9 protein-coding genes are annotated in these 12031 nt (G+C 60.3%); 4 read left to right on the top strand and 5 right to left on the bottom strand.

Going from position 1 to position 12031, the window contains the following annotated elements; genetic code table 11:
- The first annotated feature begins 6 nt into the window (after positions 1-6).
- Positions 7-141: a hypothetical protein gene (locus tag QA648_RS25250; protein WP_260305052.1), complete on the top strand. Its 135-nt coding sequence runs from the start codon at positions 7-9 to the stop codon at positions 139-141.
- On the opposite strand, the gene QA648_RS25245 is transcribed toward QA648_RS25250, so the two are convergent.
- The 4 genes from QA648_RS25245 to QA648_RS25230 form a co-directional block, all read right to left on the bottom strand.
- On the bottom strand, positions 131-823 hold the full coding sequence (locus tag QA648_RS25245) for a sugar transferase (protein ID WP_283054145.1): 693 nt from the start codon (positions 821-823) through the stop codon (positions 131-133). The two genes, QA648_RS25250 and QA648_RS25245, sit on opposite strands and share 11 nt — an antisense overlap.
- A 148-nt stretch (positions 824-971) precedes the next feature.
- Positions 972-2258, bottom strand: coding sequence for a glycosyltransferase family 4 protein (locus QA648_RS25240; RefSeq protein WP_260305053.1), 1287 nt, complete (start codon positions 2256-2258; stop codon positions 972-974).
- 4 nt (positions 2259-2262) lie between these two features.
- Entirely contained in the window at positions 2263-5529 is a 3267-nt protein-coding gene (locus QA648_RS25235) for a Wzz/FepE/Etk N-terminal domain-containing protein (RefSeq protein WP_283054144.1), read from the bottom strand.
- Between the two features lie 33 nt (positions 5530-5562).
- Positions 5563-6900, bottom strand: a complete 1338-nt coding sequence (locus QA648_RS25230; RefSeq protein ID WP_104826652.1) for a polysaccharide biosynthesis/export family protein — start codon at positions 6898-6900, stop codon at positions 5563-5565.
- Between the two features lie 316 nt (positions 6901-7216).
- On the opposite strand from QA648_RS25230, the gene QA648_RS25225 reads away from it, so the two are divergent.
- The 3 genes from QA648_RS25225 (at position 7217) to QA648_RS25215 (ending at position 9726) form a co-directional block, all read left to right on the top strand.
- On the top strand, positions 7217-8446 hold the full coding sequence (locus QA648_RS25225) for a glycosyltransferase (protein ID WP_283054143.1): 1230 nt from the start codon (positions 7217-7219) through the stop codon (positions 8444-8446).
- 68 nt (positions 8447-8514) lie between these two features.
- Positions 8515-8796: a type II toxin-antitoxin system RelB/DinJ family antitoxin gene (locus tag QA648_RS25220; protein WP_104826654.1), complete on the top strand. Its 282-nt coding sequence runs from the start codon at positions 8515-8517 to the stop codon at positions 8794-8796.
- 120 nt (positions 8797-8916) lie between these two features.
- Entirely contained in the window at positions 8917-9726 is an 810-nt protein-coding gene (locus tag QA648_RS25215) for a PhnD/SsuA/transferrin family substrate-binding protein (RefSeq protein WP_283054142.1), read from the top strand.
- 16 nt (positions 9727-9742) lie between these two features.
- Here the strand turns inward: QA648_RS25215 and QA648_RS25210 are convergent, their stop codons facing one another.
- Positions 9743-11986, bottom strand: a complete 2244-nt coding sequence (locus QA648_RS25210; protein WP_283054141.1) for a glycoside hydrolase family 2 TIM barrel-domain containing protein — start codon at positions 11984-11986, stop codon at positions 9743-9745.
- Between the last annotated feature and the right edge of the window lie 45 nt (positions 11987-12031).

Raw genomic sequence — 12031 nt, 5'->3', positions numbered from 1 at the left:
CAGGTTATGAAGGACGTCGATCCCGATCGCACGGCAGCCGGGCGCCGGCGCTTTCCGCGCCGGAAATTCGTGCTCCGTTGGCTGCTGATACTGTTTTGTCTCGCGGTCTGGGCTGCGGTCGCCATCTTCTTCATTTGGTGAGTCGTTCCTTTTCATTGCGGGCAAGCAGCACGACGCCGACGGTCTTCCAGAGAATGGCGACGTCCGTCCAGAATGAGCATGCATGGTAGTAGTCGACATCGAACTGTACCCGCTCCTCATAGGAGGTGTCGGCGCAGCGGTTGACCTGCCATAGGCCGGTGATGCCGGGCTGTAGTGCCAAGTAGCAGTACAATTGCGATCCGTAGCGATCGAGTTCTGCGGCCACCACCGGGCGTGGCCCGACCAAGCTCATCTCGCCACGCAGCACGTTGAGAAGCTGCGGCAGTTCATCGGCGCTGCTCATGCGCAGATATTTGCCGAGCCAGTGAACGCGCGGATCGTTCATCAGCTTCTGCGTGGCCAGCCATTCCCTCTTCCGTTCCGGCTCCCGCTCCAGCAACTCAGCCAGGCGCTTGTCTGCATCCTTGCGCATGGAACGGAACTTCAGGCATTGGAACGGGCGGCCCTCTCGGCCGACGCGCGTATGGCGGTAGATGATGGGGCGGCCATCGACCAATAGCAGCGCGATGGCGATTACAAGAAGCGCCGGGGCGAGAAACAGCAGGCCTACGGCCGAAAGCAGTATATCGACGCTACGCTTGGCGCGGCTGCGCCTTGCTGTCTGTTTCAAATCACGAAGCGGTTGCTCATCATGAGCATAGCCATCAAAAGCCGACAGCATCTCTTGAACCTCTCGACATTGCCGAACCGTTTCACAAAGCTGCCAGTTGCCCTCAAGCTTGACAATTGACCCTGCGGGTATTGCCCTAGTCCCATTGACGTAAAGCCGGGAAAGCACGGCTAGGTCGGCAGGTAATTCGTCTACTCAACTAACCGATTGGTGATTGTCCAGCAGCTTCCGGATAGTCCTCGGCGAGGGCAGCGGAGGCGGCCGTGCGCTCGAGAATGCGGTCGTAGAGGGTGATCAGTGCGTCCCGCCAGGAGGCCGGTGTATGGGCAAGACCACTGGACCGGCGCATGCAGTTGACGCTCATCAGGCGGATCAGCATGTTATCGCCTGCAAGGCGGCGCATTGCGCCGGCAAGCGTTTCTACCTTGCCGCTCTGAAAGGTCAGCCCGCAGCCGAGCTCGGCAATTTCGTCGCCGAGAAGCGCCGCGTCTGGAAGGATGACCGGAATACCGCTGGTCACCGCTTCCAGCGCGGCGAGCCCGAAAGGCTCCGGAACGCGCGAGGAAACGACGAGCGCTCGGGCATTGCCGATGATGTCGCGCATCTCCTCCTTGGATTTCCAGCCGTGAATGACCACCTCCGGATAGTCGCGTTCCAGCAGCGCGCGGCCCGCGCCGTCGCCGATGATGTGGAGACTTATGCCGGCAAGCCGCGCCGCCATGGCGGCATCTTCGAATCCCTTTTCCGGTTCGAGCCGACCGACGAAGAAGAAATCGCGTTTCTTCCATGGCTGCATCGGCTGCTTCAGAAAGGGTTCGACCGGATTGCGGATGATCTCGATATTGTCTGTTTCGATACCGCTACGGTCGAAATAGTCGCGCATGCGCTGGTGCACGATGACGATATTGGCCGGCGTTTGATGAGTGGGATAAAAGTGCTCCCGCAGCACATGCCGCGCCGATCGCCAGACCTTCTCGTGATAACCGCGCTTGTCGCACTGCGTCGTCAGGCATTGCATCGACATCGGCGTGAGGCGGCACACATCGTTTTTTCGATAGTTCGCAAAGCCGCCGTTCGGGCAGGATAAGAAATAGTCATGGGCGTGCAGCACGACCCGCTCGCGCACCGGCCACAGCGCCCGAAAGATCGACGGCGAAAGGATCTTCGACCAGCCATGTACATGGTAGATCGTAGCTGGCGTGTCCTTTCGGGTGATGAGATCCTGCAGCGCAGTATAGGCGCTCTTGCTGTATAGTCCGCTGGCGAGGGCGTTCATCCGGCCTTGCTGGGTCAGTGGCAGGCCATCGAGATTGATGGTGTCCAACGCCGGCGGATTGTCGCCGGCGGTGTCGCCGGCGAAATAGGTGACTGGAATTCCAGCGTGTTGCAATAGATCGGCAGAAAGGATCGCCAGATTCGATGCTCCGCCAACTTTGACGGAGCGATCGTTGATGATGACGACCCGATCGGGACGGGGTGGGCTCACGAGATTACTCCAGCGCTTCGACGTTTTGCGGCGCAAGCCTGCCCTTCAGCAGATCGAGACAGGCCATCGCATTGCCCTTCAGCCGTCCCTTGCGGTCGACCCACGGCTCGGGCCGCCAGGCTTTGACGAGGTTGGCGGCTAGGTTGCGGCCGATCTGGATGGACGCGTGACGGACGCTCATGGTTCGCTTGCGCATGAGATAGACGGGATTGGCGATTTGCGAATAACCGAGCCGGACGCCGGCCGAGCGGCCGACCTTCGTGCCGAGATGTACGCCTTCCAACTGCTTGGCGCTGACCACCTGGCCGTAGCGGGCGACGATCCGGCTGAAATCGACATCCTCGAGCCAGCCATAGAAGGGCAGGTTCTCGTCGAAGCGCAGATTGCCGGCTTTGATGATCGTGGTGCGGACCGCCATGTTGCAACCATAGGCGTTGTAGACCGGCTGGAACTGGGCCGTCGGATCCGACCGCCGCCGGCTCTTCGATTCCACCATTCGCAGCCCGTCGCGAACGGAGATGCCGGGGCCGGTGATCCCGTCTGCAAGCACCGTGCCGGTGCACATGACGATGTCCGGATGGAATTGGAACAGCCGTTCCGTCTCCTCGAGGTAGTTCGGCGTCATCAGGAAATCATCATCGACGAAGAGGACGACGTCCGAATCGGGAATGTTGTCGAGGATCCGGTTGCGCTGGCGGCAGAGTCCCCGTTCGGAAATCAGCACGCGCACCGGAAAATCGAGATCGCGCAGGCAGCTCGGATCGATGTCCTCCGGCGAGGCGAGGCAGACGACCACTTCGTCCGGCTTGCGCGTCTGGCGCGCCATATGCGGAAGGATCGAGGACAGGATGTCCCGCCGGCCGGCACTGGCGATGCCGACGACCAGCTTGAGCGGGCGGCCAGCCGGACGGCCTTCGAGCCGCTTGGCGGAAAAGCGGGTTTCGCGCGGCTGCGGCTTGCGCCACCAGTGATGGCGCTCGGCATGCCGGCGCTTTTCGCTGCTGCGGTTGGCGATGATGCCGAGGATATTGATCGGCGTCGTACCAAAGCTTGCAAGCGCGTCGGACAGCCGCTCCACCGTCATCTTGTTGGTATGGCCGACAACGACGACGATGCCTTCGAGATAGGAGCAGATGACGCGTGTATCGGCGGAGTCTTCGAAGGCCGACATGTCGACGATGACCACCTTGTAGCGCCGGCGCAGCAGATCGATTTCCGCCTTGAGCGCCGGCAGATGGCCATAGCGCTGGAATGCGGCAACGGATTTCTCCGTCTCGTCGACCGTGACGACGGGAATGCCGTTGCCATAGGACTGCGACGACAGCCTGTCGATTTCCGGATCATGATCGATCGTTGCGATGGACAAGCCGTTTTCATGTGCGACTGAATAACGCCGCGGCACTTCGTTCATGCGCAGCAGATCCATGCCGAAATCCGCGCCCGATTCCATTGCCACGCCGCTGAGGCGGGCATTGAGGAAATCGGCGTCTACCAGCACCACGGATGTGCCCTCGTTCTGATAGAGCTGAGCGAGATTGGTCGCGATCGTCGTCTTGCCTTCGCCTGTGCCGACCGAAGTGATGCCAATCACCATCGGCGCATTCGGCTGGAAGGCGGAGTCGACCGAATGTTTTACCCCACGCAAGGCTTCGGAAAATTGCGAGTAGGGCGTGTCGAGCACGGATCTCAGCGGTGACATGGTTCGTCGCCACGTCGAGCCACCGCCTACGATATGACCGGGCACGAAGGACGGGCCGGCATAGACAGGCACATGGCCGAGCGAGGTGATGCCGAGTTCGCGCCGCAGCTTTTCGCTGGAGCTGACGCGCCGGTCCATGCCGTCACGCAGCAGCGCCATCCCAAGTCCCAAGGCAAGGCCGAGCATGGCGGAGAAAGGAATGACGATCGAGGATTTCGGCCAGTTCTTCGTCAGCGGCACGGCGGCAGCCGTGACGATGCGGGCATTGCCGAGCGGGAAGGATTCCTTCTGCAGCGCGCCGATCAATTGCTGCAGGATGCTTTCATACATGCGGCGATAGGTCGTTGCGCGGCTCTCCATTTCGGAAAGTTCGACACGCGCCAGGTTCTTGTCGGTACCGGTTTCCGTCAGCGCGGCCAGCTCGTCGTTGAGCAGCTTCTCCCGGGTTTGGGCTACTTCCAGATTGGAGCGATAGACCGCCTGGATGCGGGAAAACTCCTTCTGCATCTCGCTTTTCAGCCGATTGATCTCGTCCTGCGCAGCCGCGATTGCCGGGTTGCCGGCATCGTACCGACTGGTAAGGTTGTTGAGCTTGGTCGTTGCGGTGCTCAGATCTTCCTGCAGTTTCTGTATGCGCGGGTTGTTGATCGTCTCGTCGACATCGCCCTCGACCTTCTCGCCGGCCATAAGCCGGGTGAGCGTCGCAAGCTTGGCGGATTCTGCGGCCGTCTGTGCCCGGGCTGCCAGCGCCTGGCTGCTGATTTCAGACAATTGCTGCTGGTCGAGCGAGGAGGAGGCGCTGATTTCCATGATGCCGTTCTTGGCACGGAACTCTTCGACGCTCATAGCGGCCTCGCGGGCCTGCCGCCCGACCTCGATCAGCCGCGTCTCCAACCATTTAGCGCCGCTTTGTGCGGCGGAGGCGCGCTCGGTCAGCCCCGTGCGGATATAGGCGGCGGCGATCGCGTTCGCCGCCAGTGCCGCCTTACGCGGATCGGTGGAACTATAGCCGATTTCCAGAATGTAGGATTGGCCGACACGGTTGACCGAGACCCTGGAGAGAAACGAGGCCATAGTGCGGCGCATCAGATCGTCTTGGGTCGGGACAGGCTTTACTTCTTCGTCGTGGCTGTGGGTGAAATAGGCGCTGATGCTATGCAGTTTGTCACGCAGGGCTCCCTGCCACGACATGCCCCCGACGATCTCGGGGTCTTCACTGAGATTGAGCTTCTCGATCACCGCGCGGGCGATGGCCTCCGATTTGACGATCTCAACCTGGCTGGCGATTTCCGCAGCCTCGATGATGACCGTGCCGCTGAAGGCGTCCTGGGACGCAATGCGGCCTTGTTCCGGATCCATCACCAGGCGGGTTGTAGCCTGATAGATCGGCTGGGTGGTCATCACGTAGTATGAGCCGATGCCGAGCCCCATCGCGGTAAAGGTGATGAAGATCAGCACATGACGCTGCATGAACCGCCAAATATCGCGAAAGGAAATATATTCGCTTCCGTTTGATCGCTTGGCCTCGGATTGAGCTCCGGGTACGCTTTTACCAATCTCGTGAACTGCCATGATACTTCCGCCCGACCTTGCTTTTGATGGTGGTTATTGGGATTGCGTGGGATCGATCGAGGACAGCACCGTGCCGTCCAGGCTGCCGGAAACGTTGTAGCGAACATCCAGCACATCGCCCGGCTGCACCTCCGTCGTTTCTTGCACCTCGGTTGTGGTGCCTGCATCGCCGCCGCGCGTGATCCAATATTCGAGCGGCTGGAGATCGATCGCCTTCATGCTCTGGGAGCGAGACAGCGAAGCGCCGGCGATCTGCAGCAGTTGCAGCGTCGTGTTGCGCTTCAGCTTGGTGTCTTCGATTTCGGTTTCGGTCGCCTGCAATTGCTGTCCGACCTCGGTCTTGCGCTGCCCTTTGAGGTTCAGCGCATCGCGTTGGGTCTCGCTGAGCTTTTGCTTGGCCTGCATCGAGGCGACGACGAGATCGAGCTTGCCGCTCTGCATGTCAGCGACGACGCGTTCCAGGGAGGTCTTGCGCGAGGTGGTGAGGATCTTGGTGTCGACCAGCTTGGAAATGTCCTGCAATTCGTCCTGGGCGATCTTCACCTGCTCGTCCTGGGATGTCATTTTCTCGTCGAGAATGTCGATCTCGTTGCGCAGCAAGGTTTCGAGCTCGGCGGCAGCTTGAAGCTGTTGGCGCATCGCCTCGGCCCTGGCATTGAAGACATCGATTTCGCTGGTCATGATCTGCTTGATGGCCGAGCCTTCAGGCGCCGCCTTGATTTCCATCGGAAAATCGATGGTCGTCTGGTCATTCAGCTCAGCCATCAACCGGGCGCGCCGAGCGCCGAGCTGCTTCAATTGCAGCTCCATCCGGTTAATCTCGCCGGCATAGCTGATCTGCTGCGCATTGTTGTATTCGCCGGTCGGACTGGTGCGGCGCTCGCGGCCGCCGGCCATGGCAACGGCCTGCTTGACCGTAAGCCCCGGCCGGAATTCCAGCTCGCTTGGCTTCTCGACTGAACCGGTGACGTAGATCATCGGATATTTCACCACTTCGACGGACGCCGTCGGAGCGGTGGCAAGCCCGGTGATCTGCTTCAGCCGATCGCCGATTTCTGCGGAGACACCTACAGTGGTCTTATCGAGGACCGTCATCTCGCCGATCATCGGGATGGAGATCGTTCCGGATTGCGAAACGACATATTCGCCGTTCAGCGCCGTCCATTCCTTATATTCGCCGGTCGCGGCGACCCATTCGACGATCGCTACCTTCATCCGCGTCTGAGGCTTGATGTGATAGACATCGTCCGATGCGGCACTCGCTTTGTCGATAAAGGCGGTTCCCGAAAGTGCCAGGGCAAGGAACAGACCGAGGATGGTGCCCGGCGTCTTCCGGCGGGCTTGTGCGTGAAGAGCAGAAATTGTCAACATGAGGCGCGATCTCGTTTCGTGTCGGTCGCGCCACCGCCAACCCTGCCGCAGCGCTATGGACTGAGATCATCCCTTGAACGCTTTTCGAGTAAATCCCCTGCCGTAGGGTTACGGCTAATCCCTTCTGAGGAAGGAATGGGTGGGGCTCAGCGTTCGGGTAACAGCGAATATAACATTGAGTTTAAACTGTTTTTGGCCGCCTAGACCTTTTGGTCATGACCTTCCACCATTTGGATGCGATGGAGGACCGATGTGGGTTCTGTCGCATTGCCCGCCGCCCGCCAATGATGTCTCGATCAACGGCGGAGGAAGAAGGATGCGGGTAGCCATCGTTCATTATTGGCTGGTGTCGATGCGGGGCGGCGAGAAAGTGGTCGAAGCGCTCTGCGACATGTATCCGGACGCCGATATCTTCACGCTCGTCTATGATGAGAGCCGCGTCTCCGAAAAGATCAGGAAACACAAGGTCACGACATCGTTCCTGCAGCGCATCCCCGGCGCCATCAAAGGCTATCAGTCACTGCTGCCACTGATGCCCTTCGCACTGGAGAGCTTCGATCTCAGCGGTTACGACCTGATCATCTCCAGCGAATCAGGCCCGGCAAAGGGCATTATCCCGCCGCCGCAAGCAACGCACGTCTGCTACTGCCACTCGCCGATGCGCTACCTCTGGGACCACTATCATTTCTATCGCTCCAATGCCGGCCTTGCCTCGCGGCTGATGTTGCCGGTGCTGGCGCCGCTGTTGCGGACCTGGGACGTCAACACCAGCCTGCGCGTCGATCGCTTCATCGCCAACTCCCACCATGTCAGCGCCCGCATCGGCAAATATTACCGTCGCCCGGCAACCGTGCTCTATCCGCCGGTCTCGGTGGACGATTTCATCCCGGCGGCGGCAACGGAGGACTTCTATCTCTGCGCCGGCCAGCTCATTCCCTACAAGCGGATCGACCTCGCTGTCCGGGCTTTTACCAAGATGAACCGCAATCTGGTCATCATCGGCGAGGGCAAGGAAATGGAGAAACTCAAACGTTTGGCCGGACCGACCATCACCTTCCTCGGCCGTGCGCCGTTCTCGGTGCTGAAGGAGAAGTTGGCTCGCTGCCGCGCACTGATTTTCCCGGGCGAAGAGGATTTCGGCATCGTTCCGGTCGAGGCCATGGCCAGCGGCCGTCCCGTCATCGCCTTTGGCAGCGGCGGCGCGCTGGAAACGGTCGTTCCAGGCCTCAGCGGTATATTGTTCGGGGAACAATCCGTGGAAGCGCTTATGGACGCGGTGCATGATTTCGAAGACCATGAGGATGCTTTCCGTCCGGACGTCCTGCGCGCGCATGCGGCTCAATTCAGCCTTCGCAATTTCACGACAGGCATGCAGGCGATAATCGATGAGGAATTGCTGGCACGTAAACCGGTTCTGCCACGCAACGACCGGAGCACCGCTGCCATCCAACGCCTGTTCGAGGGACAGTTCCCCGCGCCGGCAGCGGAAACGCCGCAACGCGTCGCCACGACCGACCCGGTGACGGTGCACGCGCCGACTTTTTGATTTATATTCGGCCACTGGAAGATGTCATTCGAATGCATGACATTGTTCCTCAGCCGAGGGAGGCTGAAATGGCATCGGATGTAATGGTCCAGACTCAAATCGACGCTGAAATCAAAGAACGCGCAGCGGCCGTTCTCGAGACCATGGGATTAACGGTCTCGGATGCCATCCGCATCCTGCTGACCCGTACGGCGAATGAGGGCGCTCTGCCACTCGAACTCGTCAGCAACAGCGCTGTCCACGATGCATGGCTGCGCGCGAAAGTTCTGCAGGCGCTCGAGGATGCCAGACCCGATGTCGATGATGCCGATGAGGAAAGGCATTTTTCCCCAGGGCGAAGGCACGCTTGACGTGCCCGACTATTGAAGGCGGACGCCTCGACGAAGTAAATGCACTTTCCGGGATGCGCCAGCATTCGGAGCGGTGTATGGGATCAGCAAGTCCTGCCGATCTCTTGAGATATCCCCGTTATGCGCCTCAGCAACATTGCCATGTATACCGGTCAGCCGCCGCTTGTTGCCGCGACGGACGCTCTCTGGGCCTATATCGGCGACCGGCTGCGAAAAGCGGGCGTGGCGGATGTCCCCGAGACATTGGAGAAGGGCATCACGCATGACGAGGCCTGGGTGCAGCCTGGGATGCTGCTGGCGCAGACTTGCGGCTTTCCCTATGTCAAATACCTGCGAGGCAGGGTCCAGCTTGTGGCGACGCCGGTCTATGACCTGCCGGGTTGCGATGGCCCGTCGATGCGCAGCTTCATCATTGTTCGCAAGGACTCGGCAATAGAGGCGCTTGCCGATCTTCGCGGACTGACCGCCGCCATCAACGATCCCGGCAGCAATTCCGGCTCCAATCTCTTCCGTGCGGCCATCGCGCCGCTCGCTAAAGGCGGCAGCTTCTTCGGTCGCGTCATCGAAACCGGCGGGCATCTGCGCAGCATCGATGCCGTGACCGACGGCAGAGCTGATGTCGCAGCGATTGACTGCATCACCTTCGGAAACGCCAAACGCTTCGATCCGGACCGTGTCGCTGATATCCGCATTCTGGCGGAAACGGTCAGCGGGCCGGGCTTGCCGTTCATCACCGGCATGGAAACTTCGGCGGAAGAACTGACGCTGCTGCGCCAAATTCTCTCCGGCATCGCAAGCGAGCCCACGCTTGCGGATGTCCGCGATACGTTGTCGTTGTTGCGCTTTGAGGTGCTTGGCGATGCCGATTATGAGGCGCTGGCCGAGCTGGAGCGGCAGGCGATCACGTTGGGCTATCCCGTCATCGCCTGAGCCTGCTTTTAGGCCGTCATTCCACGGCCAGCCCTACCGTTTGCGTCGCAAAGCGCGAGGACGAGACTTCGATGATGATTGCCCCGGCTTCGCCGGTCGCTTGCAGCCAGAAGCCCGTGGTGCCTCCCTGGAAGGCTATCGTCTTCGGGCCGATAACCTTAGCAGGGCCGGTGACCTTGACCGTCGCGACTTCGTTCAGGAAGGGCAGACGGGAGCCTGCTTGGTCAAGCGCACGGACGATGACACGCGTCGTGTCGCGATCACCGGCGCGAAGCGTCAGGCTGTCGGCCTTCACCTCGATCATCGTCGGAAGGGGATTGGCGACCATGTGCAGCGTTGCCACCGCCTTGCCACCAATAAACCCGGTGAAATGCGCGTCCTCCCATTCCATGCCCCAGACGCCCAATTCGTCCTTCGTGAAATGGCGATGGTCGAAGACGACGGGCGGATGCGGCAGATGCGGGAAATTCTCCCGGTCCGGGCTGATACGCTTGACGAGCGAGCCGTAGCGCAACTCGATTTCATCGCAATTCGTGAGCACGATCAGCGGCAGCACGCCGCCGATATTGCGCTCGCCGCGTGCCCATTGGGTCACGGGCTTCATAACGACCTCGTCGGAAGGCTCGCACTGGCTGATATAGGCGTAGGCCGCGAATTTCGGCTCGCGGAACATGTCCATGACGCCGTGATAGCAGATGCGGTCGCCGGAGCCGAAATCGCTATGGGTATTGTAGTCGAACATGCACCAGCCGATGGCGCCTGATATCGACGGGTCGCCATAGGCGGCGTTCAGCACTTCCAGATGCCGGCGCACATGCTCGGCCTGCCGTTGCTCCTGATCGTAGATCTTCGTCGGGTACATGTGGCCGCCGAATTCGGTGATCAGATAGGGCACGTTCTTAGAGAGGCCGGTATTCTCCTGCTGCGATCTGAGAGGTGTGCGCGGGCGGTTGGCGCCCGGCAGCTCCTCGTTGCCGAGAATGAAGTCGTTCATCGTATAGACGTCTTCAAGCAACTCGCTCTCGGTGATGTAGCGCACGCCACCGGTCTGGCGCGTCGGATCGAGTTCGCGGGCAAGCCTGTTGGTCTCGACGTAAAAATCATGGGAATCCTGCGATTCGTTGATGCGAACACCCCAGATGATGATCGAGGGATGGTTCCAGTCGCGTTCGATCATGCGGCGGACGTTGCGGATCGATTCCTGTTTCCACTCTTCGCCGCCAATATGTTGCCAACCGGGGATTTCCTCGAAGACCAGTAGGCCGATGCGGTCGCAATGATCGAGGAACCAGGTCGATTGCGGATAATGCGATGTGCGCACCACGTTGCACTTCAACGTGTGCTTCATGATCTCGGCGTCACGCTCCTGCGCGGAGCGGCCCATGGCATAGCCGGCATAGGGGAAGGCCTGGTGACGGTTGAGACCGCGCAGCTTCAGCTTGCGCCCGTTCAGCAGAAAACCTTCGGCGGTGAACTCGGCGGTGCGGAAGCCGAAATTTACCGCGTACCGATCTGATCCATGGTTGGTTTTCAGCTCGGCATCGATCGTATAAAGCACGGGATCGTCGAGTTCCCACAGCGAGATGCCGGTCAGATTGTCGAAGGCGAAGGTAACGCTGCCGCCCGAGATCTCGGCGACGACCGAGGCCAGCACCGTGCCATCCGCTGCGCAGAGGCGGGTTTCCATCGCGCCGTTGAAGGCGAGGCCCTGCGGATTGGCGATGTCGCAGCGAACGGTCGCGGATTTTGCAGCGGCAAGCACATTGCCGGTCTCGACCTTGATGTTGGCGATCGAGACGGGCGCTGCCACCTTCAGCCAGACATCGCGGTAGATACCGGCATAGGTGAGATAGTCGATACGGCCGCCGAAGGGCGGGATTTCCGGGTTCTCGCTGCCGTCGATCTTGACGGTGAGGAGATTGTCGCCCTCCCGCAGGCGGCCAGTCAGCCGCGCTTCGAAGGGTGTGTAGCCGTCTTTGTGGGCGACGACTTCTTCGCCATTGAGATAGACGACCGCATCGGCCATCGCAGCATCGAACACCAGCGATACTTCGCGCCCGGCGAAATCAGCGCTCCAGGGCAGGATCTTCTGGTAGGTGAAGGCGCGCTGATAGGATTTCTCGTCGAAATAGTTGAACGGCAGCTCAACCGCGGTGTGCGGCAAGGTGACGGGCTTTCCCGCATGAAGGCGGCCAACTTCGGCAAGCGAAAAACCTTCCTGAAAACTCCAGGATTCATTGAAAGCGACAACAGAGCGCATGTTCATTCCTATCGATGGAGCCCGTCGCAGCCTGGACGAACGCGT

Source organism: Rhizobium sp. CB3171 (assembly GCF_029714265.1).
Lineage (GTDB): Bacteria > Pseudomonadota > Alphaproteobacteria > Rhizobiales > Rhizobiaceae > Rhizobium.
Note: the sequence above shows the minus strand (reverse complement) of the source record. Positions and strands in the feature narration are given on the sequence as shown.

Excerpts from the sequence above, each read along its gene's own strand:
- QA648_RS25225 (WP_283054143.1), top strand. The coding sequence starts at position 7,217 with ATGCGGGTAGCCATCGTTCATTATTGGCTGGTGTCGATGCGGGGCGGC.
- QA648_RS25210 (WP_283054141.1), bottom strand. The coding sequence starts at position 11,986 with ATGCGCTCTGTTGTCGCTTTCAATGAATCCTGGAGTTTTCAGGAAGGT.
- QA648_RS25220 (WP_104826654.1), top strand. The coding sequence starts at position 8,515 with ATGGCATCGGATGTAATGGTCCAGACTCAAATCGACGCTGAAATCAAA.
- QA648_RS25230 (WP_104826652.1), bottom strand. The coding sequence starts at position 6,900 with ATGTTGACAATTTCTGCTCTTCACGCACAAGCCCGCCGGAAGACGCCG.
- QA648_RS25250 (WP_260305052.1), top strand. The coding sequence starts at position 7 with ATGAAGGACGTCGATCCCGATCGCACGGCAGCCGGGCGCCGGCGCTTT.
- QA648_RS25245 (WP_283054145.1), bottom strand. The coding sequence starts at position 823 with ATGCTGTCGGCTTTTGATGGCTATGCTCATGATGAGCAACCGCTTCGT.
- QA648_RS25235 (WP_283054144.1), bottom strand. The coding sequence starts at position 5,529 with ATGGCAGTTCACGAGATTGGTAAAAGCGTACCCGGAGCTCAATCCGAG.
- QA648_RS25215 (WP_283054142.1), top strand. The coding sequence starts at position 8,917 with ATGCGCCTCAGCAACATTGCCATGTATACCGGTCAGCCGCCGCTTGTT.